The sequence below is a fragment of the Hymenobacter montanus genome, assembly GCF_014699115.1.
GTDB lineage: Bacteria > Bacteroidota > Bacteroidia > Cytophagales > Hymenobacteraceae > Hymenobacter > Hymenobacter montanus.
The window spans coordinates 30,507-54,153 of sequence record NZ_JACXAD010000029.1; the positions used below are offsets into that span (position 1 = coordinate 30,507).

General features: G+C 61.8%; 16 protein-coding genes. 14 read left to right on the plus strand and 2 right to left on the minus strand.

All coding sequences use genetic code 11. The features are described 5' to 3' along the window. Positions 1-274: 274 nt before the first annotated feature. From IC235_RS19810 to msrB, 6 genes are all read left to right on the plus strand, one after another. Positions 275-1,279: an ABC transporter ATP-binding protein gene (locus IC235_RS19810; protein WP_191006946.1), complete on the plus strand. Its 1,005-nt coding sequence runs from the start codon at positions 275-277 to the stop codon at positions 1,277-1,279. Further along, complete coding sequence (locus tag IC235_RS19815; protein ID WP_223847436.1) at positions 1,267-2,838, plus strand: ABC transporter permease/substrate-binding protein; 1,572 nt, start codon at positions 1,267-1,269, stop codon at positions 2,836-2,838. The genes IC235_RS19810 and IC235_RS19815 overlap by 13 nt, the downstream gene beginning before the upstream one ends. A gap of 101 nt (positions 2,839-2,939) precedes the next feature. After that, positions 2,940-3,473 carry a GNAT family N-acetyltransferase gene (locus IC235_RS19820; protein ID WP_191006948.1) on the plus strand — a complete coding sequence of 178 codons (534 nt, stop codon included), beginning with the start codon at positions 2,940-2,942 and terminating at the stop codon, positions 3,471-3,473. A 270-nt stretch (positions 3,474-3,743) separates the two neighbouring features. Continuing rightward, entirely contained in the window at positions 3,744-5,282 is a 1,539-nt protein-coding gene (locus tag IC235_RS19825) for an NCS1 family nucleobase:cation symporter-1 (protein ID WP_191006949.1), read from the plus strand. An 8-nt stretch (positions 5,283-5,290) separates the two neighbouring features. After that, positions 5,291-5,650, plus strand: coding sequence for a hypothetical protein (locus IC235_RS19830; protein WP_191006950.1), 360 nt, complete (start codon positions 5,291-5,293; stop codon positions 5,648-5,650). 29 nt (positions 5,651-5,679) lie between these two features. Then, positions 5,680-6,144 (plus strand): peptide-methionine (R)-S-oxide reductase MsrB, encoded by a 465-nt coding sequence (msrB, locus tag IC235_RS19835; RefSeq protein ID WP_191006951.1) that lies wholly within the window; start codon positions 5,680-5,682, stop codon positions 6,142-6,144. A 284-nt stretch (positions 6,145-6,428) separates the two neighbouring features. On the opposite strand, the gene IC235_RS19840 is transcribed toward msrB, so the two are convergent. Then, the gene (locus IC235_RS19840; protein ID WP_191006952.1) at positions 6,429-7,838 is read right to left on the minus strand and encodes a hypothetical protein; all 1,410 of its coding nucleotides are present in this window, start codon (positions 7,836-7,838) and stop codon (positions 6,429-6,431) included. A gap of 365 nt (positions 7,839-8,203) precedes the next feature. Here IC235_RS19840 and IC235_RS19845 point away from each other — a divergent pair, with 365 nt between their 5' ends. Both IC235_RS19845 and IC235_RS19850 read left to right on the plus strand, forming a co-directional pair. After that, positions 8,204-10,753 carry an excinuclease ABC subunit UvrA gene (locus IC235_RS19845; protein WP_223847437.1) on the plus strand — a complete coding sequence of 850 codons (2,550 nt, stop codon included), beginning with the start codon at positions 8,204-8,206 and terminating at the stop codon, positions 10,751-10,753. A 485-nt stretch (positions 10,754-11,238) separates the two neighbouring features. Next, the gene (locus IC235_RS19850) at positions 11,239-14,322 is read left to right on the plus strand and encodes a T9SS type A sorting domain-containing protein (RefSeq protein WP_191006953.1); all 3,084 of its coding nucleotides are present in this window, start codon (positions 11,239-11,241) and stop codon (positions 14,320-14,322) included. A 344-nt stretch (positions 14,323-14,666) separates the two neighbouring features. On the opposite strand, the gene IC235_RS19855 is transcribed toward IC235_RS19850, so the two are convergent. Next, positions 14,667-16,124, minus strand: coding sequence for a phytoene desaturase family protein (locus tag IC235_RS19855; RefSeq protein ID WP_191006954.1), 1,458 nt, complete (start codon positions 16,122-16,124; stop codon positions 14,667-14,669). 610 nt (positions 16,125-16,734) lie between these two features. Here IC235_RS19855 and IC235_RS19860 point away from each other — a divergent pair. The 6 genes from IC235_RS19860 (at position 16,735) to IC235_RS19885 (ending at position 23,410) form a co-directional block, all read left to right on the plus strand. After that, the gene (locus tag IC235_RS19860; RefSeq protein WP_191006955.1) at positions 16,735-17,283 is read left to right on the plus strand and encodes a GNAT family N-acetyltransferase; all 549 of its coding nucleotides are present in this window, start codon (positions 16,735-16,737) and stop codon (positions 17,281-17,283) included. Positions 17,284-17,592: 309 nt separating this feature from the next. Beyond that, entirely contained in the window at positions 17,593-18,897 is a 1,305-nt protein-coding gene (locus tag IC235_RS19865) for a TPM domain-containing protein (protein WP_191006956.1), read from the plus strand. A gap of 807 nt (positions 18,898-19,704) precedes the next feature. Beyond that, positions 19,705-20,151 (plus strand): hypothetical protein, encoded by a 447-nt coding sequence (locus tag IC235_RS19870; RefSeq protein WP_223847438.1) that lies wholly within the window; start codon positions 19,705-19,707, stop codon positions 20,149-20,151. Between the two features lie 175 nt (positions 20,152-20,326). Continuing rightward, entirely contained in the window at positions 20,327-20,887 is a 561-nt protein-coding gene (locus IC235_RS19875) for a GNAT family N-acetyltransferase (protein WP_191006958.1), read from the plus strand. Between the two features lie 278 nt (positions 20,888-21,165). Next, positions 21,166-22,449: a patatin-like phospholipase family protein gene (locus tag IC235_RS19880; protein WP_191006959.1), complete on the plus strand. Its 1,284-nt coding sequence runs from the start codon at positions 21,166-21,168 to the stop codon at positions 22,447-22,449. Between the two features lie 43 nt (positions 22,450-22,492). Beyond that, positions 22,493-23,410, plus strand: a complete 918-nt coding sequence (locus IC235_RS19885) for a hypothetical protein (RefSeq protein WP_191006960.1) — start codon at positions 22,493-22,495, stop codon at positions 23,408-23,410. The last annotated feature ends 237 nt before the right edge of the window (positions 23,411-23,647 follow it).

Sequence of the window (23,647 nt, forward strand, 5' to 3'; positions counted from 1 at the left end):
GTAATTGAATGAAAAGCTGTTGGTAACGGCCTCCCAGTAACCAGATCCGTGCCAGGGCGGCTCATCCAGCAACTCCAACCTCACGGGACCCCACGGGGCATGAGGATTACCGGCGGCCGTAGCGTTGCCCGAAGAAGTCGCCTTTGTATACTCCAGCCAGCTTTCAGTTGGCGAGAGCCCAGGTGCCCCGTAAATAAAGCCAGCCCAAGCGCTAATCAGGCTGGCGCACTCGCTTAAATACGCTGGTCGGGTTATCTTGCCCAGCCCTACCGCCATGCCCGACCACCAACCGCCCATCATCCGCGCCTCTCAGCTCAGCAAGCGCTTCGGGGCGCACGCCGTCGTCCGGGAGGTGTCGTTCGAGTTAGCCGCTGGCGAAACGCTGGTGCTGCTCGGGCCCAGTGGCTGCGGCAAAACCACCCTGCTCAAAATGCTCAACCGCCTGATTGAATCCGATGGCGGCACGGTCGAGATCAATGGGCAGGATGTTCGGGCCCAGCGGCCCGAAACGCTACGGCGCGGCATCGGCTACGTGATTCAACAGGTGGGATTGCTGCCGCACTACACCGTAGCCGAAAACATCGCCGTGGTCCCCCGCCTACTCGGACACCCGCCCACGGCCATTGCGGCCCGCACTACGGCGCTGCTCACCCGCCTGCACCTGCCGCCGGAACGCTATGCCGGGCAGTACCCGCACCAGCTTTCGGGCGGACAGCAGCAGCGCGTGGGCCTGGCCCGGGCCCTGGCCGCCGACCCGCCCATCGTGCTGCTCGACGAGCCCTTCGGCGCCCTCGACCCGCTGACTCGCGCCAGCATTCGGCGCGAGTTCCGGGAGCTGGAAGAACTGCGTCGCAAAACCGTGGTGCTCGTGACCCACGATGTAACCGAAGCCTTCGAGTTGGCCGACCGGATTATGCTGCTCGATGCGGGGCAGATTCAACAACTGGGCACTCCGCGCGAGCTGCTATTCCGGCCGGCCAATGAGTTTGTGCGCCGCTTCTTCGCCGCCGAGCGCCTGGCCTTGCAGCTCCGCACCCTGACGCTGGGCGACGTGTTTTTAGACTTGGGTGATGAGGTGAGCACTGGAGACCAAGGTTACCTCCCGGCTTATTCTCCCAACGGCCTCACCTCATCAGCCTTGACCGCTAAAACTACGGTGCATGAAGCGCTGGAATGGTTGACTGGCCCGACACCCGCTACAGCCCCCTTCACGGTACCTCAGCTCATGGGGGCTTTCGGCGAGGCACTACAACGAGAGGAGGACGCTTGGAAACGATAACCGCGCTGTTTACTTTCTGGCACGATCAGGCTGGTAAGCTGGGAGAGCAAACCTTGCAGCACCTTGGCCTGACGGCGGCGTCGCTGTTGCTGGCGGTGCTGCTGGGCGTGCCATTGGGCCTGGGGCTGTCGCGGCAGCCCCGCTGGGCGCCGGCGGTGCTCGGCCTGGCGGGCGGGCTGCAAACCGTGCCCAGCATCGCCCTGCTCGGCTTCCTGATTCCACTGCTGGGCATTGGGCCGAAGCCGGCCATTTTCGCGCTGTTTCTGTACTCGCTGCTACCGATTATCCGCAACACGCTGGCGGGCATTCAGGGAGTGCCGCCGGCCGTGGTGGATGCCGCCCGGGGGCTGGGCCTGACGGATGGCCAGGTGCTACGGCGGGTGGAGCTGCCGCTGGCCCTGCCGGTGCTCATGGCGGGCATTCGCACGGCCACGGTTATCAATGTGGGCGTGGCCACGCTGGCCGCCTACGTGGCGGCCGGCGGGCTGGGCGAGTTCATCTTCGGCGGCATTGCCCTGAATAATCCCGCGATGATTCTGGCCGGGGCCCTGCCAGCCGCCGGGCTGGCCCTGGCGTTTGACGCCGCCCTCGGCGGCGTGCAAAAGCTGAGCACCCGGCGCCTGGGCCAGGTGGGCGGGGCCCTGCTGGTAGCGCTACCGCTGCTGGGGGCGCTTTACCTGCTGCCCCGCGCCAGGGGCAAGCTGCTGGCCGGGTTCAGCCCCGAGTTTGTGGGGCGGGCCGATGGCCTGCCCAGCCTGACCAAAACCTACGGCCTGACGCACCTGCCCAACGTGGTGCTGGCGCCCGCGCTGGTGTACGAAGCCGCCCGCCACGCCGACGTGGACGTCATCGACGGCTACTCCACCGACGGCCGCATTCGGGCCTACAACCTGCGGGTGCTGCACGACGACCGCCGGGTATTTCCGCCTTACTACGCGGTGCCGGTGGTCCGCCCCGCGCTGCTGCGGGAGCACCCTGAGTTAGTCGCCGTACTGGCCCAGCTGGATGGTCAGATTTCCGATTCGGTGATGACCAACCTGAACTACCGCGCCGACTACCTGCACCAGCCACCCCAAGCCATTGCCGAAAGTTTTTTGCGGCGGCGCGGGCTGTGGCGGGCCCCGCGCCCGGCCCCGGCAGATGCGCCCGTCGTGCGCCTGGGCTCTAAAATTTTTGCTGAGCAGTACATCCTCGCTGAAATGTACGCGGCGCTCATCCGAGGCAATACCGACCTGGCCGTGCAAACCAAAACCGGCCTGGGAGGCACCACCATCTGCTTCGAGGCCCTGCGCGACGGGGCCATCGACTTATACCCCGAATACACCGGCACCGGCCTGCTGGTACTGCTGCAGCCCCCGCCCGCCGTGGTCGATTCACTGGGTGGGCAGCCGGCAGCGGTGTTGAACTACGTGCGCACCGAGTTCCGGCGCCGCTACGGACTGGAGTGGCTGGCTCCGCTGGGCTTCAACAACACCTACGCCCTGCTGATGCGCCAGCAGCAAGCCCAACGGCTCGGCATTACTTCGGTATCGGAACTAGGACGGCACCTCCGGCAGTAAGCTTTGTTTAATCGTTATTTATCAAAAAGTTATCTATTTTTTCATTGGAGAAAACTTCGTAAACTCTGTACCCACAAAACGCTCGCAGTTATTTTTACCCCATGCCCGCCACTTTCCGCCTTAGCACAGCTACGCCCACCGACATCCCCCGTCTGGCCCAGTTCGTGAACCGCGCCTACCGGGGCGACTCTTCCCGCCAGGGCTGGACCACTGAGGCCCACCTGTTCGACGGCCAGCGCATCGACGAGGCGGGCCTGGCCGACCTGCTGGCCTTGCCCAATGCCGCTATCCTACTCTGTTCAGGTGAGGAAAACCACCTGTTGGGCAGCTTCCACGTGCAGGCCCAGGGCACGGTGCTGTACTTGTCGATGCTGGCGGTGGCACCCGCCGCGCAGAACCAGGGCGTGGGCAAGTTCCTGCTCCGGGCAGCTGAGGACTACGGCTGGCAGCACGGCTGCACCGTGAGCAGGATGACGGTCATTTCCGTGCGTCCCGAGCTGATTGCCTACTACGAACGGCAAGGCTACCAGCGGAGCGGCAAAACCGAGCCCTTCCCCACCGACCCGCGCTACGGCATTCCGAAGCAGCCACTGACGCTGCTGGTGCTGGAGAAGCCGCTGAAGGAGGTTTCCTAAACCTGTGTGGCCCGGGGTCAGGCACGGTGAATAGCCATCGTGGGGCTACCCCTACTCCGGGTGGCGCTCGACTAGGAGAAGCCTGCGGGGATATCCGGACGTCAGCTAAATTGACTTCCGCATCTTCGGGATGATGTTGTGAAGCGCAGCCAACCTGCCTCGTTGCGTGGGTCCTGATTATAAACCTGCTTTCGATTAGTATTGAGGCAGTGGTACCTCGGCTCCACTCAGCATGATCGGCTTTACTTCCTCTGATTTTAGCGAACTGCCATGAATCCCTCGCCGCAACACGCGCCCGAACTCGCCCCCGCCCCCGGCCTTACCAGCGCCGACCTGGCCCCGATTTCTCCGGCCGGGCGTACCTGGGGCACCGGCAATTACGCCGCCCTCTGGATTAGCATGAGCCTGTGCATCCCCACCTACATGCTGGCCAGCTCGCTGATTGAGGGCGGCATGAACTGGTGGCAGGCCCTGCTCACTATTTTTCTGGGCAACACCATCGTGCTGGTGCCGATGCTGCTTAATGGGCGGGCCGGCGCCGAGTACGGCATTCCCTTCCCGGTGTTTGCGCGGGCCAGCTTTGGCGTGCGGGGAGCCAACGTGCCGGCCTTGCTACGGGCCATTATTGCCTGCGGCTGGTTCGGCATTCAAACCTGGATTGGGGGCTACGCTCTCTACCAGATGGCCGTGCTGTGGGTGCCGGCCCTGGGCACACTGCCGCCGGTATTTCCGGCCAGCTGGGCGCTGCCGACGGGGCCGGCGCTGGTGTTTTTGCTGTTTTGGGCGCTAAACATGTACGTGGTGTACCTCGGCGTCGAGAGCATCCGCAAGCTGCTGGTTTTTAAGGCGTTTTTTCTGCCCGTGGCGGCGCTGGCGCTGCTGTGGTGGGCCATTGCCGCCGGGCACGGGCTGGGGCCCATTCTGGCGCAGCCGAGCAAGTTCCCTTCCCGCGCCGCGTTCTGGGCCTTCTTCTTTCCCTCCCTCACGGGCATGGTCGGCTTCTGGGCCACGCTGTCGCTCAACATCCCGGACTTTACGCGCTACGCCACCAGCCAGCGGGCCCAGCAGGTGGGCCAGGCGCTGGGGCTGCCGACCTCGATGACCTTGTTCTCGTTCGTGGGCGTGGTGGTGACTTCGGCTACGCTGGTTATTTACGGCCACACCATCTGGGACCCGGTAGTACTGGCGGGCCGCTTCGATAGCAAGCTGCTGGTGAGCGGGGCTATGCTGGCGGTGGCTCTGTCCACCCTGGCCACCAACATCGCGGCTAACATCGTGAGCCCGGCCAATGACTTCGCCAACTTCTCGCCCACCCGCATCAGCTTCAAAACCGGGGGCTACCTCACCGGCGTGCTCGGCGTGCTCATCTTCCCCTGGAAGCTCATCGCCGACCCTTCGGGTTACATTTTCACCTGGCTAGTGGGCTATTCGGGCCTGCTGGGCCCCATTGGCGGCATCATGATTGCCGACTACTACCTCATTCGTCGGCAGCGGCTCGACGTGCCCGACCTTTACCAATACCAGGGCCGCTACGCCTACCGCAACGGCTTCAACCTGGCGGCCCTGGCCGCGCTGGTCAGCGGCATTCTGCCTAACGTGCCGGGTTTTCTCACCGCCGTTGGCGTACTGGAAAAAGGAGTCGTCTGGCCCGGCCTAGTGGCCGTATACAACTACGCGTGGTTCGTCGGCTTTCTGGTGTCGGGTGGGTTGTACCTGGTGCTGATGCGCGGGCGAGCGGCCGACGGACCGGGTCAGCCCGCAACCAACCCGGCAGCCCGCGCGGCTCCTTCCTCCTCGCTGGCCCAGTAATTTTCATCATGGTTGAAGTAACTATTCATCAGGATACCGCTGTGTTTACCGTACGCGGCTTGCATAGAGTCCTGGCCTTCAAAAGCGAGCTCACCATTCCGCGCGCCCATATCGCGGAAGTCCGGCACGACCCCGAAGCAGCTCAGCGCCTCGAAGGCCTGCGCGCTGGTGGCACCCACTGGCCCGGCGTGGTCACGGCGGGCACATTTTATCTCGACTACCAGGGCAGCCACAAGCCGTCGTTTACCGACCTGGCTAACCCCGATAACCTTGTCGTAATTAAGCTGCGCGACGAAGATTACCACCAACTCATTATTGAGGTAGACGATCCCGTGGCTGTAGTGGCGCTGCTGGCTACTTCCGGGTAGCCCCCACGTTGCCTACCCCCGCCGCTCCCATGCTCCGCTGGAAGGACATCATCACGTTTGCCAAATATGGCAACCCCGAGCCGGCCCGGCGCGTGCAGCACTCCGCGGCGGAGTGGGCCCGGCGGCTTTCGCCCGACCGGTACCAGGTGCTGCGCCAGCAGGCCACCGAACCGCCTTACCGCAACGCCTATTGTCGCTCCTACGAGCCCGGCACCTACGCCTGCGCCGGGTGCGGCAGCCGGCTGTTTGCCGCCGCCGAGAAATACCACGCTATTTCCGGTTGGCCGAGCTTTCGGCAGCCCTTCGCCCACAACGCCATTCGCTACGCCTTCGACGACAGCTTCGGCATGCAGCGCCTGGAAGCCCGCTGCAACGTGTGCGACGGCCACCTCGGCCACGTGTTCCCCGACGGTCCGGAGCCCGGCGGCCTGCGCTACTGCATCAACTCGGCAAGCCTGCAACGAATAAACGAGGAAACCGGTGACGCTGGATGAGCAGTCTGGAGTAGAGCACAGCACGGCGACCGTACCTTTTTTAAGCATTTTTACTAAACCCAACCAGGTCTCGACCTACCATAGCGAGTTTCTACCCAATAGGGCAACAAGAGGTGAATCGACGGATGGCTAAGCCGCGTAGCGGCGACCGGTTGGTAGAAGTAGTATGAGCCACCAGGAAAAAGCCGCGTAGCGGCGACAGATGCGGCAGAAGTACTGTCACCGCTACGCAGCTTTAATGTGGTTCTTGCTCGGCTTTCTACCAACCGGTCGCCGCTACGCGGCTAGCGGGCCCGCTTATCTAACTCGTCCAAGTCGGCGGAGCCTTGGCGGGCAGTCATCCATTGCCAGGGGTGGGACGCGTTGGCTGAGTTGATTTTCAAATAACTGAGCTGCGCTACATTCGGCACCAGATACTGGCAGGAGTTGAGTGCCGGCAGGCCACCCAGGCATAGCTGCATCGGCTTGCCGTACCGGGCCCAGGATAATTCCAGGTATGTGCCGGGGCGCAATGAGCCCCTTTCCTGCCCGTCTACATACACCTTGATGGGTTCAGCATTGGTTGCCTGGGCTGGACGGTACAGGTACAAATAAGCTGTATCGAGGCGAACCGAGGTGGGCAGGCCCGGGTAAGGTCCCATCGCCCCAGTGAGGAGGTCGAGCCCATAAGCCAAGGGCTCACCAGTGTGGTTGACTGCCCTCAGCATTGCCACGCCTATCAAACCAGTCCGCAACTGAGCGGCAGTAGCAGCCTGCTCATATTCCAAGTCGAGGGGGGCCTCGCCTACGAAGGTGAAAGACCCACCCTGGCGCATCAGTGGGAAAAACTGCTTGTTGTACTGCACAAACAACTGCTGTCCGTCCGAGAACCCCCAAATGTCGGTTGGCACCGTGGTGCGCCCCGTGCCGTTGGGTATCACTGGCCGTACCCGCGCCACCCCGTGCCAGCGCAGCGTAGCCAGCGGGCTTTTATAGCGCCGCCGGATGGTATCAATGCGAAAGGCTACACTCGTATCGGGCTGATTAGCTAAGAACTGCTCGAAGTGGTAGTAGATGCCCCGCCGCGGCGTTCCAGTTAGAATGGGCGGCACGGGTCCGCGCCGGCCCCCAGCGGCAAGAACGGATGGCGCGTTGGCGCGGATTTCGGCCATCGTATGGGCTGGCCGCGCGCCTACCACGGACCAGTCAACGGCGGTTAGCTGACCAAGGCTACGGCTCAGCAGCGCGGCTAAGTGGCCCGCGTGGTGGCCGGTAACTTCACGGCCTTGGCTGCTGGCCAGGGCTCCTACCTGTCGCACAAAACGATAGCCGCCATTCAGGGCCTCGTATACATCAGCGCTTAGCTCGGCGGTGGCCTGCTCTTTCGCGCCGCCGATGGTTTCGCTTATGTGGAGGCTACGCAGGCACAGCAGCACGGAATGGTCGGCGGGCCGGGCCGGCAGCTGAGACCGCAAAAAAGCGGTCAGCTCAGGCTCGAGACCTTGCCGAAACGTAATCGAGGCGGCCTTACGGGCTAAGCCGCGGTAGGCAATCCCAATGGCTGGGTGCCCGGGGCGCCCATCCACCACCTGCTCCACGGCTACCTGGCGGTTAGGAACAGCTACCACCTGTCCACTTAGATCGAGATAATACGTTTGGGCCCGCGCCGACAAACTGGCCCATATTAATAACCCGACGAGTAGAAATGCTTTCATCTTAACCCCAGTTATTTTAATTTTATCGTCAAAGATGAGCATTATTCAAGTAGCCAACAACCAATTTATGTCGGCGGCAACCTCTAGGATGCGTTGGCAACGTCGATTATGCAGGGTGTCACTGGGACACGTCTGCGACGCGCGGCCGACGGGTTTTGCGCAGCAGGTGCGCACCAGTACAAGAGATTACGACGTAAGCGAAGCGTCGCAGATGCTAAGCTGAAGGACAACGCGTCACCAACGCGCCAGCGCCACTTGCTCTGCATTTATGCACTAAGGCGCAAGGGCCCCAAACTGCGCAGCTCCACCGAACCTGTTGCGACACCTCCTGCGTATAGCGAGGCCACCCTGTTTTGCACGTTTCCTTGCCTAAGCTTTCGCGCACGTCTCTGCCTGCCACTCCTCCATCCGCGGAGCTCACCGGCTTCGTCCGCGTACGCGGAGCCCGCGAGCACAACCTCCAGAACGTCGACGTGGACCTGCCGCGCGACGCACTGGTGGTGTTCACGGGCGTGTCGGGTTCGGGCAAGTCGTCGCTGGCGTTCGGCACGCTCTACGCCGAAGCCCAGCGCCGCTACCTCGAGTCGGTGTCGCCCTACGCCCGCCGGCTGTTTCACCAAATGGCCGTGCCCGCCGTCGACTCCATCGACGGCCTACCGCCCGCAGTCGCCTTGCAGCAGCAGCGTGGCGCACCGAGTACCCGCTCGTCGGTGGGCTCGGTCACCACGCTTTCCAATCTGCTGCGCATGCTGTACTCCCGGGCCGGCGACTACCCGGCGGGCCAGGGCATTATCTACGCCGAAGCCTTCTCGCCCAACACCCCGGAAGGCGCCTGCCCCACTTGCCACGGGCTGGGTCGGGTGTATGAAGTTACCGAGCAAAGCATGGTGCCCGACCCCTCGCTCACCATTCGGGAGCGGGCCATTGCAGCGTGGCCCCCGGCCTGGGGCGGGCAAAACCAGCGCGACATCCTCGTAACCCTGGGTTACGACGTCGACACGCCCTGGCGCGACCTGCCGCAAAAGGACCGCGACTGGATTCTGTTTACCGACGAGCAGCCCGTCGTGCCGGTCTACGCCGGTTTCACGCCCGAGCAAACCCGCCAAGCCCTCAAGCGCAAGCTCGAGCCCAGCTACATGGGCACCTTCACGGGTGTGCGACGGCACGTGCTGCACACCTTCGCTACCACCCACAGCCCCCTCATGAAGAAGCGGGTGGCGCAGTACCTGCTCAGCAGCGACTGTCCCGCCTGCCACGGCAAACGCCTGCGGCCCGAGTCGCTGGCGGTCACATTCGCGGGCCTCGACATCGCCGAGCTGTCGCGCTTGCCGCTGCAGCGCCTGGCGAGCCTTTTGCAGCCCTATGCCCGGGGCGAAGCCGGCCAGTCGCCCCACGAGGCCGAGCACCCTGAGCAGGTCGTTGTGAAGCAGCGCATTGCCGCCGACCTGACGGCCCGCCTCGCCGGGCTGATCGACCTGGGCCTGGGCTACCTCTCGCTGGAACGCAGCACGCCCACGCTTTCACCCGGCGAGCTACAGCGGCTGCGGCTGGCTACTCAGCTGTATTCCAATTTGTTCGGCGTAGTATACGTGCTGGACGAGCCCTCCGCCGGCCTCCACCCCGCTGATACGGAGGCCCTGCTGGCGGCGCTGGCCGGCCTGAAAAGCGCGGGCAATTCCTTGTTCGTGGTTGAGCATGATTTGGACGTTATCCGGCAAGCCGATTGGCTGGTGGATGTAGGCCCGGCTGCCGGCGAGCGGGGCGGCCATATTCTCTACAGCGGCCCTCCCGAGGGGCTGCAAGCAGTGGCCGAGTCGCAAACGCGTCCGTTTCTTTTCGATGCCGCCGCGCGGGCCGCGCGGCTACCGCGCACGCCCACCGGCTGGCTAAAGCTGGCCGGCGTTACCCGCAACAACCTCCACCAGCTCGACGTGGCTTTTCCGCTGGGGGTGTTCACCACCATCACGGGCGTGTCGGGCTCGGGCAAGTCGAGCCTGATAAGCCAGGTTCTGGTGGAGCTGGTAGCCGAACACCTGGGCCAGGAAATTACGCCTGAAGAGGAGGCCGACGCGCTGGACCAGCCCGCCCCCATCACCCTGGGCGGGCAGCTCACCACCGACCTGGGATCCATCAAGCGGCTGGTCCAGGTCGACCAGAAGCCCATCGGCCGCACACCGCGCTCCAACATGGCCACCTACACGGGCCTGTTCGATCACGTGCGCAAGCTGTTCGCGGCCACCCCTGCGGCCCGCCAGCGCCGCTACGACGCCGGCCGCTTTTCCTTCAACGTGGCTAAGGGTCGCTGCGAAAACTGCCAGGGCGAAGGCTTCGTGATGGTGGAGCTCCTGTTTCTGCCCAGCGTGTATGCCCCCTGCCCCGGGTGCCACGGGGCCCGCTACAACGCCCAAGCCCTGGAAGTCAACTACCGCGGTAAAAACATTGCCGAGGTACTGGGGCTGACCGTGGATGAGGCCTGGGCGTTCTTCGCCGATGAGCCCCCCGTACACCGCGCCCTCACCGTGCTGCGCGAAGTGGGGCTGGGCTATCTGCGCCTGGGCCAGCCGGCCACCGAACTATCAGGCGGCGAAGCCCAGCGCATCAAGCTGGCCACGGAGCTGCAACGAATCGGGCGCGGCAACACGCTCTACATCCTCGATGAGCCCACCACCGGCCTGCACCCGGCCGACGTAGAAAGGCTCCTGGTGCAGCTCGAGGCCCTGGTCGCTGCCGGCAACACGGTCATCGTCGTCGAGCACGACTTACGCGTAGTGGCCAGCTCCGATTGGGTTATCGATATCGGCCCGGGGGCGGGTGAAGACGGCGGGCGCGTGGTAGCCACCGGTCCGCCCGCCGTGGTGGCGCAAGCCGCGGCCAGCCGGACCGCCCCCTACCTGAAGCAGTTTCTGAAGCTCTAGGCGCGGCTCCCCACATAAAGCGGTATTCTTACTTGCTGCCAGCAGCGCGCAGTTGGCTGACCGATGCGCTGTGGGCTGAGTTGTCGCATTGATTACCGGAGCTGGCTGGACTGTTGCTCGGAAAATGCTGCTTATAGCTGCTATCTATCTGCTTTTGTTATATAAACATCTGTTATTATCAGAACTAACCAGATGTAATACATCCACTATAAGTATAATCAGGCGGTATATAACCAATAGGACGCTCACAACATTAACCCTAAAGGATAGATGATAAGCTAATTTAAAGCAGCTAGGCCCCTTTAAAAAATTAAATACTTTTAAAATTGAGAAAAAAATGGTAATGTTGAAATAAGACAAAACTAGAGGGCTGTCTCAGCTTTGCTTATTATTTTTATAACTACCTGGTATTCAGCAAAGAATCATGCCTATACTCCACCGGATCAGCATCGTTCATTATTCACGCTTAGCCAATCCCCTTATCTATGAGAAGCAAATATCCCCCACTTGAAAAATGGCCATCTGGCACGCCCCGGGCGCGGCGGGCCTTCACCACCGCCTTGCTCTGGCTGCTGGGCCACCTGGCAACGGCGCAAACCGTCACGCTCCCGATTGAGGTGCTCGGCGCGGAAGGCACCGTGGAAACCGTGACGGTCAATGTGCCCAACGGCAGCACCGCCAGCGGCCTGTGGCTGCAAGTCAACAACTTGTCCTACGCCAATAAGGGCAGCGTCCGGCTCAACGACGGCCCGTGGGTCCCCCTGAATAACAGCACCGTGCGCTTTACCGAGCGCGAGCGCAACCTCGGCGGTATCGGCGGGGCCCGCGCCTTTTTCGGCACGGTTAAGTTCACCCTGCCCCTGGCCCCGGGCGCCGTGCGCAACGGCCCCAACACGGTGGCCTTCCGCTTCAATACCTCCGATGGCGTTTCCATCGGCTACCGCGTCCTCAAGCTCAACTTCGTGGATGCGGGTGGCGGCAAGCTCGTGCCAGCCACCACCTTCGTAGAGGATAATCCCGCTACCTGGGTGGCCCCGCAAAACAATGCCGCCGCCATTGCCGCCGGCAAAACCCTGTGGGAAACGGCCAGCTTACGCAGCAGTTACCTGGCCAACAACCACGTGCTCCGGGCCAAATGCGAGGACTGCCACGCCAAGAACGCGCGCGACCTGAAGTACTTCGCCTACTCCAACAAGAGCATCATTGAGCGGGTCAAGTTTCACGGCCTGAGCCAAGACCAAGGCGAGAAAATTGCCAGCTACGTGCGTTCCCTCAACCTGAAACAGCCCGGCCGGCCCTGGAACCCGCCTTACCAGCCCGGCCCGGGGCTGGATTCGAAGCCCGTGGACGAATGGGCTGCCGGGGCCGGCGTTGATGCCGTGCTCGACACCGAGGAAGCGGGCTTACCTTACCTGTTTCCGAATGGGATCACGGCCGCCGGCTTTGACTTTACGGGCAAGTTCAGTCCGCGCGAAATCCCGGTGGGCTTGATGCTGCCGGACTGGAAGCACTGGCTGCCGACCGTGCACCCGCTCGACCAAGCCGGCGGGAACTTCTCCGAGTCGGACAGTATCTACCAGGCCCTGCGCAACAACTTGGCCACGCGGGGGCTCGAATACAAAATTGGCCTGTACGGCTTCGAAACAAATTCAAGTCAGTTTGAGCGAGCCGTGGATATCTTCACGGATCGGATTCCTCGTGGTGCGAACACCAAGCAAGAGATTGAATATGTATACTCTACTCAGCTCTGGAAGGTCGTGAAGCTGTGGGAGCTGCACCAGGAGTTTGCCCTGGAAGGCCTGGGCCAACTCAAGCACGGCACGGAGGGCGGCGAGCCCCGCATGTGGCTCACGGGCACCCATTACAGCGTTTTCAATGTCTCGCCCTTTATGCAGAAGATCGATAATGGCCCGGGCCCAGACCGCGTGGGGCGCTCGGAGCAAAACGGCGAGAGCATCGGGCAGACATGGTATCATCTGCAACTGCTGCTTACCCTGGGGGGGCGACGGCCCGGTGTGACAGGTATCCAGCCCTATGACTGGGCGTACGCCTATGGGCAATTTAGAGGCAACACTAGCTTAGACCACGAATCAGAAATGATGCGCTTCTTGGTGCACATCATTGCCGGCGTGCAAGCGTCCAATAACGGGCTAAAACCAGGCGAACACGCCCCGGGCAGCACCGATGAGCCCTTCGAATTCGCCTGGTCGCCCCGGATATGGGGGGTTGGGGCCTTTCATAATTATGGCCATTACAACGAGTTTTGGAAAACTACGCCCCCGCCCCTGCGTAAACAGCTTATCGACGCTTACTTGGGTGCCGTCCTGCAGCACTGCCGCCGGTGGACGCCCGCCGAGTACGTGCGCGACGCTAGAAACAGAGAGGATAGTTGGCCGCCGTCGACCTACCGCCTGGGCGACTACCGGCTGGACGGATCGGCACGGCTACGGGCACCGGATCAGCTCTCCGAGGGCTTGCCCTATTTCGCCAAGCTCGGGGCCTCATGCCAGCTGATTAACGGCCTCGCCGATTGGGCCCAGGAAATGTGGCCCAACAACGACTGGAACGCCATGCGCGTGCCCAACTGCACCGAGCCGCCCGCCACCGGCCCCGCCCTGACCGTGCTCTCGCCCCGGCAGGGGGCCGTCTACAGCCCCGCCGAAGCCCTGAAGTTTATGGCCCTCGCGGCCAACTTCCCCCAGCCGGTCGCCGCGGTCGAGTACTACGAAAACAACCGCAAGATCGGTCAGGGCACGGGAGTCAACTATGCCTTGGAGTTGACCAACATTCCCGTCGGCTACCACACGGTTGAAGTGCGCGCCCGCGACACGGGCGGCACGAGTAAAGCGCAAACCGTGCAGTTTTACGTGGGGCCGCCGACGTGTCCTTTACCGGGCACCACCTTCGGCCCCGCCGCGGTCTTCGATGGCGACCTGTCGACTTACGTTCAGCAACTCAACGTGGAGGCGGTCGGCTTGGACTTGGGTAGCGCTCGGCAACTAGGCCTCATTGGCTTTGCCCCGCGCCTACGAGATCGGTACAGTGCCTCCGGCATCCTGGGCGCTAAAATCCAAGGCTCTAACCAGAGTGCCACTTCCGGCTACGTGGACTTGTATACCATCGATCAGGCCACGGCCGGCATGAATTACCTTGCCCTTACGGTCGCTACGCCTTACCGTTACGTGCGCTTGCTCTCGCCGCCCCACGGCGAGGGTTACCAATTGGATCTGTCCGAATTTTCGGTCTGCTTCGGGGCGCAAGGCCAGCCCATCGCCTTGGCCACCGGCCCGGGGGGCGCGGAAAAGGCCCCGGCGGTGGACGTGTTTCCCAACCCGGTGAGCCAAGGGCAGGCCACGCTCCGTTACACGCTAGCCCAGGCACAGCCCGTCGGCTGGACCTTGTACGACGGCCTGGGCCGGGCCGTGCAGACCGGCGCCGACCGGCACCAGCCGGCCGGCGCGCACACCCAGGCGCTGGACTTCGGGGGCCAGGCCCCGGGCCTGTACTTCCTGCACCTGACCACGGGCACGCAAACGAGTAAGCACAAAGTCGTGCTGCTCCGGCCCTAGGCCAAGCTGAACCGGCATGGCCAGGTCTCAACTGCTGGACACCGGCCGCCGCGAACGATGCCTGGGAAACAGATTCCCGGGTGCCGCGCGTAGCGGCCGGCACCCGCTTGTAAGGCGGGTATCTCGGATAGTTACTGTTACCCCCTTTTCTCCCTACCTCACCCTGCACCCTTCATCCTCTTTCAGCGCCGGCCGCTCGTTGTCTGCCTGGCAGCCGGGCGGCTTGACTACCAGTCGCAGCTCATCGACGACTCCTGGCCCAGGTTGGGACAACTTCCCTTACAGTTGTTTAAAATTAACTCCGGTTGGTCCTGGGCTAAAACCTCACCATTCGTTCCCGGGGTCTATTTTTCCGCTCCATAAAGCGGGGGCACGGGTAGGCGGAATACATCGCGCAGGGCGCGGCGGGCGGCATAGTAGCCGCACATCCCGTGCACGCCCCCGCCGGGCGGGGTTGCCGAGGAGCACAGGTACAGCCCGCGCCGCGAGGTGCGGTAGGGCGAAGCGCGCAAGGCCGGCCGCGTAAACAATTGGCCAATATCCAGGGCGCCACCGTTGATATCACCGCCCACGTAGTTGGGGTTGTAGCTTTCCATCTGGGCCGTATCAAAGGTGTGGCGGGCGAGAATACGCTCGCGGAAGCCGGGTGCGAAGCGCTCGACTTGGCGCTCGATGGCCTCAGTCATGTCCACGCGCGAGCCGTTGGGTACGTGGCAGTAAGCCCACGCGGTATGGCGGCCCGCGGGGGCCCGGGTCGGGTCGAAGACGCTTTGCTGCGCCAATAGCACGAAGGGCCGGGCCGGGTGCTGCCCCCGCGCCGAGGCCCCCTCACTGGCGGCAATCTCGGCCAGTGTACCGCCCAGGTGCGCGGTACCGGCCTGCGTACACTCCGGGGCCGTGAAGGGAATAGGGGCGGCCAGCGCCCAGTCGACTTTAAACGCGCCCATGCCGTAGCGGTAGCGCCGGAGCTGCCATTGGTAGATGCTCGACAGGCCGTGGCCGCCAATCTGCAGGAGCTGCGCCGGGGTCACGTCGAAGAGCACGGCCCGCGCCGCCGGCAGCTGCGCCAGCGAACGCACGTAGGTGCCCGTTTCGACCCGGCCACCCAAGGCCACGAAGTGGGCCGCGAGCGCATCGGCAATACTCTGCGAGCCCCCCCGGGGTAAGGGCCAGCCCCCGCGGTGGGCCGCAATCAGCAGCACCAGACCAATGGCCGAGGTGGTCAGATTGCTTAGCGGCTGAATGGCGTGGGCGGCCATGCCCGCGAACAAGCCCTGGGCTTTGTCACCGGCAAAGCGCCGGGCGAGCAGGGTAGCCGGCAGCAAGGCGGGCAGGCCAAACCGGGCCATATTCAAAGGGTGCCGGGGGAAGTGCAGCGGAGCTAGGACATCGCGGGCGATACTGGGCCACTGCGCCACGAGGGGCGCGAGCAGGCGCTGGTACGCATCGGCGTCGGGACCAAGACTGCGGGCCGTATCGGTCAGGGAAGTTACCAGGGCCGCCGCGGTACCGTCGTCGAACGGGTGCGCCGCGGCAACGGATGGCGTGATGTACTCCAGCCCGTACTGGGCCAGCGGCAAGGTTTGAAAAAACGGCGAGGCAGCGGCCAGCGGGTGAATGGCCGAGCAGATGTCGTGACGAAAGCCCGGCAGGGTTAACTCGGCCGTGCGCAGCCCGCCACCGAGCTCCTGCTTGCCTTCGAGCAGCAGGACCGATAAGCCGGCCTGCTGCAACACGATGGCGGCCGCCAGCCCATTCGGCCCCGAACCGACAACGACGGCATCATAGGTGGGATTACTCATGCAACTCTGAAAGAGAACGATTCTGGCTAAGGTAGAGTAAATGGGCGGGTTTGTGAACGGGAAGCCGTGCCGAGCTGTACTCCTGGGCTCCGCCAATCGCAATTCTTGCCTCTGCACAAGTATGGAATCATGCCACACTCGCAACGCCGGAAATCATGGGATTCTCAAGTGGTTCGGCAACCTGGCCGGGCATTGATCCCAGGCTGTTATCACCCCAGCTGGCGCTATCTCTTCACTACGGGCTGGGTTTGCCCGAATCCCTGGCAGGTCGCTGCCGCTCAATTTCAGTAAGTAGATACGCGATGCCAGGCGGGTAGTGTAGCGGTCGAGTTCGCTCTCGATCAGTCGGGGTATGGCGCACTCCGAGACGCCGAGGGTGTTGAGGCGAGGCCCGGTCGAGGGGAGCGAGCCAGCGGTGGCGGCCGGCCGCCAGCACTGAAGCCAGGGGCCTCGCCATCGGGGACGGTTAGCGGGCAGACGGTTCGCGAGCCCAAATAGCCTTGCAGACTAGCTTCGTATCCTAGCGGTGGCCCTGCTTGGGTCGCCCCCAGCCAGCTCTACCAGCTACGTTAAGCCGCCCGCACGGCCAAATGCCCGTATATCTTGCCCTATGATTCCGTTAGTCACCCACACCCCACGCCTGATGCTGCTCGCTGCCAGCCGGGCCTTGCTTACGGCTGAGCTGCACAAGCCCCAGTATTTCCCTGTGTTGTTGGGCGCTGCCCTGCCAGCCGACTGGCCCCCAGGTCAGTACGACCGCGAGGCAATGCACTATTTCCTGGAGCAGCTCACCGACGGGGGGCGCACCGCGGCCGGGTGGTTTGGCTGGTATGCCCTCCACAAAGCCACCGCGGAGGCCCCCCGCACGCTCATCGGGGCGGGCGGCTTTATGGGACCACCCGATGCGGCAGGCGTCGTCGAAATCGGGTATTCCATTGCGGCCGACTGGCGGGGTCAAGGGCTGGCTCAGGAGCTGGTGGCCGGGCTGGTGCAGCAGGCGGCCGATACCGGCATGGTGCGGCACCTCATCGCCCACACCGACGCCGACAACCTGGCTTCGCAGCAGGTGCTGCTCCGCAATGGCTTCGCGCGGGGCGTGCCAGTCTCCGACGGCCGCCTGCGCTTCGAGCGACCCGTGGAGCCCACTCCGGCCGCGTAGCGCATACGCCAGCCTCAAGAGGAGTACCGAAGCTCTTATTCCGCGCTAGAAACACTCGTTATTCACGTCAATTAGCAGGATGCGCAGGTCCGTACTAACTCAGTACAACTACTGCTATACCAGCTTTCGAGAGAGCACCGAGAGCCGGACACGCAGCTTCGCGCTATGTGGCAGACAATCTTTCTGGTCAGCTATGGGGTTGCTTCGGGCATCAGTGCTCACTTCCCTCTCAAACAACAGCCTCCCACATTGGGAAACCGTAGAAGGCTAGCGAAACAAGTTTCTTCTTCCATTTTACCCTCCTGCCTTATGCATCGCTTATTCCTGCTCTTTCTGCTGATGTTTGCGATAGGGTTGCCCGCATCCGTGGCCGCGCAAGCCGGCGCCGCCGACGAGCTGCCGCCCCGGCCCACCCCCTTCCGGTTCGTGAACGACCAAGCTCAGTTGCTCGCGCCAGCCGATGCTAAAAAGCTCGAAAACGGCCTGCGCCGCTACGCCGACAACACCGGCACCCAAGTGGTGGTAGTGACAGTACCCAACTTGGGCGGCCGCGAAGTAGCCAACTACGGCCGAGCCCTGGGCACGGCCTGGGGCGTGGGCCAGCGCAACAAAAACAACGGCCTCGTGGTGCTGCTCAGCGCTCAGGAGCGCAAGGTTACCATTCAACCTGGCAGCGGGCTGGCCAGCACGATCACGCCGGCCGTAACCAGCCGCGTGATCGGGGAGATGACTGCTAAGTTCAAGCAGGGCAACTACTTTGCCGGGCTGCGCACGGGCCTGAACACGCTGATGGCCACGGCCAACCCCGGCTCAGCGCCCAAGAACAACCCGTCCGCAGAGGCTACCAGCCCCACCCCCGCCTCCGTGGGAGCAGCCAACGGGCTAGCGGCTAGCGGAGCTGCCGAAACCAGCCGGCCGCAAAACGAGCCGGCCCAGGTACCCAGCACCGATCCGCTCCTGGCCTCGCCGCCCACTGAGCCCGTATCGTCGGGCCCGGGCATGGGCACCGTGCTCGTGGGCGCTTTGCTAGTGGGCGGCCTGCTGTGGCTGCTGGTGCGAATGTTTCGGCGCCGTAGCCCCCCAAGCAGCGCCCCCTACGCGGGAGCACCCAGCTCCGCCGGCCCGCCCAACTTCCTGCCGAACCGTACTGGTCCGGGCGGCTACAGCTCCGGTGGGGGCTACGGCTCCAGCCAAGGGCCGGATAACTACGGTGGCACCAACAACTCGGGCGGCATGGGCATGGGTAGCATACTGGCTACCGGAGCGGCCGCCGCAGCCGGGGCTTACCTGGGCAACCGCCTGGCCTCGGGCCACGAAACTTCGGGCAATAGTTTTGCCGGGGACGGCACCGGCTCGTCGCACTTTGACCCCGCTACCACCGCTGGAGCGGCCGGTGCTGACGCCATGGGCACCGGCGCCGCTGAGGACTACTTCGCTTCCCGCAGCGACGCCGACAATACCGCCCCGGACTATTTCTCAAACGATGACTCGGCCGATAACTCCTCAACCGATTATTTCTCCTCGGACGACAATTCTTCCTACGACGACCTGTCGGGCGACGACACCGGCGGGGGCGGCTTCGATAGTGGCGACGACAACAGCGGCTCCTGGTAGATCAAACCAGGGGGATGTATTTACGGGCCTCGGTGCGCATCGCGCCGGGGCCCGTAATTTTTGGTTGCGCTTAGCTTTTTAGTAATTTACCAGCGAGCCGCAGTACGGCAAAGCTGTGTAAAAAGGGGCAAGAAATACAGCTTGACTCTAACCTTTTTAGCTGGAAAAACATGTAGTATATCAAGCCGATACTATATCGCTTCAGTACATCGTGCTACATCTTATATTTACCGTCGGCAATCACAGAGGAGATAGGTAGGCATTAGGCTGAGCAGCTCATCCGGGAAACGGGCTTTATTTTGCGACTGGTAGCCAGTCTATACTTACAAGGTAGATTCGTGTTTTTTAGCGCGCATAATTAGACCAAACAAGGCATTTTGCACTTAGCTCATGGAAGACTATTGCGCACCCATTACAAACGAAGGTTAGTTTTCCTTTTAAAAAAGAAATCACCCTTACAGCGTTCAGTAGTAGTCATATTTCCCCTATTCACTATTATTATGTGAGTCGGATTTAAGATTAGAATTTACTTTAGAAGTATCGTGTTTTCAACCCACTGCACTGCCCTCAATTTGCATGTTGCGTAGCTTGTTTATGAAGAAACTGCACCTGGCACCGCTACTGCTTGTACCGTATCTCTGTAGTGCACAACAATGCAATTGTGCAGCCGACCCCAAAAGAAATGAATCCATATCCTGCGATAAGATTGTTTTTAAGAACCGAGCCAAGCTGTATTGGCAATTTGATTGTACAACCGCCTGGCTAGTCTTCGAGAATAGCGCACATAAAAAAAAGCGCATCTTCGACATGGAATATTTTCTTCCAGGTAGGATAGGCCTCGACTTTGCAGTTGAATATGGAAGACATTTTCTTCTAACCAATAGAGTAATATCAGGCTGCTGTGAGCCGCTGGAGATTGTTGTATTCGATAAGCAGACCGGAAAGGAGCTAAAGAACTTGGGGCCTATCATTTATTATAGTAGTCAGGCTCGTTATCCATACGTAATAAGATTTGAAGATGAAACATACAGTAAAATTTCATTATTGAATATCGAAACAAACAAGAAACATTCCATCTTGTTTCCGGGTAAGCGATTCAGGAATTTCAGGAAATCTACTCTCCACTCTCCCGAGCTTCGTTTTGATGAGCCCATACTCAAACATGGTGTTCTCATATTGCACTACACCTATCCGGCTAACAAGAATAAATGGCTGCAGGATAAAATTACTATTGACCTCAAAAGATACCAATAGAAAAGGTGCGGCTTACTATAATAATACGCCTACGTCGGTGTGGTTAGGGCAAAGAAGTAACTTGCTAAGTGTCGTTTAATATTCACCATTCTCACTACCGGCTCAGCCCATAGCCCATCTGAGCTACGGATGAACCACGGGCTTTCTTGAAACCGCCGGGCTATTTTTCACCGTTATGTCTTCGAGCACCCTTCCTTCACAATCGGTCCCCATCATTGAAACCCGCCGCTTGCTTATGCGTGGGTACCGGCCCGACGACTACGCCGCCTACTTAGCCATGTGGCAGCACCCGGATTACTACCGCTACCTCAGCCCCAAGCCGCTGCCCGCCGAAGAGGTGTGGAAAATGCTGTTGCGCTCGGCAGGGCACTGGGCCTTGATGGGCTACGGCTTCTGGGCTGTCGAAGAAAAAGCCACTGGCCAGTTCATCGGCACCGTGGGGTTTGCCGACCTGAAGCGAAACATTGAGCCGCCCATTGGCGACGCACCGGAAATAGGCTGGGTGCTGGCCCCCAACGTGCACGGCCGGGGCTACGCCTCCGAGGCCGTGCACGCCGCCATTGCCTGGGGCATGGAGCATTTTGGTCCCGTCCGTACGGTGTGCATCATTCATCCCGACAATGAGCCTTCCCTGCGGGTAGCCACCAAATTTGGTTACCGCGAATACGCCCGCACCACCTATAATGGCGACCCTATCGTGATGCTGGAACGGCCTCAGCTAACCGCAGTGGTTTAACCCGGGTCCGTAGCAGATCCGCACGTCGAGCAGTTAGAGCTTTGGCCCGCCCTCTGACTTAGCTAACCCCAAGGCCACCTCAGTGGCGCTGCCGGTGCCGTAGGCGTGAATTACGGCTAGTGGTGAGAAGGAAGGCTACCGCTTGGTTAAATTAATTATTTTTATATCTTGCGATACTTTATACCTATTACCAGATTAGGAATGTTGCTCATGGACCGCTAGCGCCAGCGCTTCGGCATTCACGCGCTCTCCGCTATCACATCCGGTACTCACGCTGTATGGCCATTCATGCTTATTACGATGCTGCCGAAGCTTCTTTACAAGCGGCCCGTACCTCCGTGGCCGCTCGCGGGGCCCGCACCGGGAGCTGGCAGATCAGCGACGTCATTGATGCTGACCATCAATACGTAGACTTAGTGATGGAGGGCGGTGGGGTATTAGGCATTGCCCTGATCGGCTACGTGTACGTGCTGGAAGAGCTGGGCGTGCGGTTTCTGCAAGTAGGGGGCACCTCGGCCGGCTCCATTAACGCCCTGCTCATGGCCGCGGCGGGTCCGGTTCAGGAAAAGAAAACCGAGTGGCTGCTCACCCAGCTCACCACCCAGAACCTATATGAGTTCGTGGATGGCGACGATGATGCCCGGGATTTCGTGAAGGTTTTACTGGAGAATGGACGACTGCTGAAGTACCTGTGGAAGGGCAGCCAGATTATTGACAACCTCACCCAGGACTTTGGGCTTAACCCAGGCCATGCCTTCCACGCCTGGCTACGACGCCTCTTGGCCGAGCGGGGCATCGCGTCGGTACGGGACCTGACCACCCTCCGCACCCTGACGGCAGCGGATGGCCTGCACCTGCGCACGGGAGAAGTCTACGCCCCGGCGGCGCCCATTCGGGTGGCCCTGGTAACGGCCGATGTGACAACCGAGTCAAAAGTCATTTTTCCGGAAATGGCCCCTCTGTACTACCAGGAGCCCAATGAGGTCAACCCAGCCGATTTCGTGCGGGCCTCGATGTCGGTGCCGCTGTTTTTTCATCCTTACCAGGTGTCTTCCCTGCCGCGCTCCGGACAGCCGGGCGGGGTGGCCTGGGAGCAGGCCACCGGCTACCAGGGGCTCATTCCCGAAACCGTATTTTTCGTTGATGGCGGCATCATGTCCAACTTTCCGATTGATGTGTTCCATTGCCACTATGCGGTTCCAAAGTGCCCCACCTTCGGAGTGAAGCTGGGGCAGAGCCGCAATCGGCCCAATTCGGTGGGCAAGCTAACCAGCTTACTGGGGGCGGTGTTCAATTCGGCCCGGCACGTGCACGATTACGATTTCATCACCCACCATCCCGACTACCGGCTGCTGGTTAGCTACGTCGAAACCAGCCGATTCAACTGGCTGGACTTTTCGCTTAGCGAGCAAACCAAGGTTGAGCTCTTTGCCGAAGGAGCCAGGGCGGCGGCCAACTTCGTGGCTCAGTTCGACTGGGAAGGTTACAAGCAGGTACGCCGGCAGCTGCTTAAGGCCTACCAGGTAACGAATGCTATCAAGCCTAGCACCAGTATCAGCTAGGCTTAGAGGCAGCTTTATATCACTCTTTTCTCCCTGCTCTCTTATGCCAACCTTGTACCAGGTTCTGCCGCTGGAAGCCAACGTACGGGCCCAGCCGAAGCTAGCCCCCCGCAACATTATTGCCCAGCTCAAGCAGGGGCAGCTGGTAGAGGAATTGCCAGCGCTGCCCAACCAGCCAGCCGGCTGGCGGCGGGTACGGGCCAGCGTGCAGGGAGCAGCCGTGGAGGGCTACCTGAAAGCCTTTCTGCTGGCCAAATCCGCGGCCCCGCCCGTACCAGACCCGCCGGTGGCGCTGCCCTCCTTGCCGGAAGCTCACCTGAGTACCAAGGCCGCCGTGCGCATCACCAACCCGGATTTGCGGGCCTTTTCGCTTAACGACCCCGCGCAGCCCCGTCGGGTGGGTACCAGCGTAGAGGCACGCGTGCGGGAGCTGGCCGCCATTATCGCCTACCTGCGGGTCGAGGCCGCCGCCCGCTATCAGCGAACCGCATCCGCAACATTCTGTAATATCTACGCCCATGACTACTGTCATCTGGCGGACGTGTATCTGCCCCGCGTGTGGTGGCGGGCCAAAGCCCTGACGCAATTGGTGCAGGGGCAGCGGCTCCCGGCCAGCTATGGTACAACCGTCGAGGAATATAACGTCAACTCCCTCTATAACTGGCTGGAAGAGTTCGGTACCGATTTTGGGTGGCGGCGTACCACCAGCCTCACCGAGCTACAGCAAGCGGCTAACCTGGGCCAGGTGGGCATTATTTGTGCGCAGCGCACCAATCTGAATGCGCCCGGTCATATTGTGGCGGTGGTGCCGGAAACGGAATCGCATAAAGCCAGCCGCCAAGGCGGGCAGGTGTCCGTGCCGCTGCAAAGCCAGGCCGGGGCAATCAACTTCCGCTACGGTGGGCGCGGGTGGTGGACGGGGGCTCAGTTCCGTCGTTTTGGCTTCTGGATTCACGCGTAGTAGTGGCCCAGTAGTGGCCCACGCTGCTCAGGGTGGGCCAGCGCTACCCAAACGCCCGCTCCCTGCGAATGCATCAGTTGGTTGATTCTTGCGCTTGCCGCCCGTCCCCGTTCGATTGAGCCACCATTGGAACCCTATTTAGCGGCTGCGGTAGCGATACGGGCCCGCGCCTGCTGGTTGGGCTGGGAGGGTGGTTCCGCTCTGAGTTGGCGCACCCACTGCTTGGTGGCTGCGCCT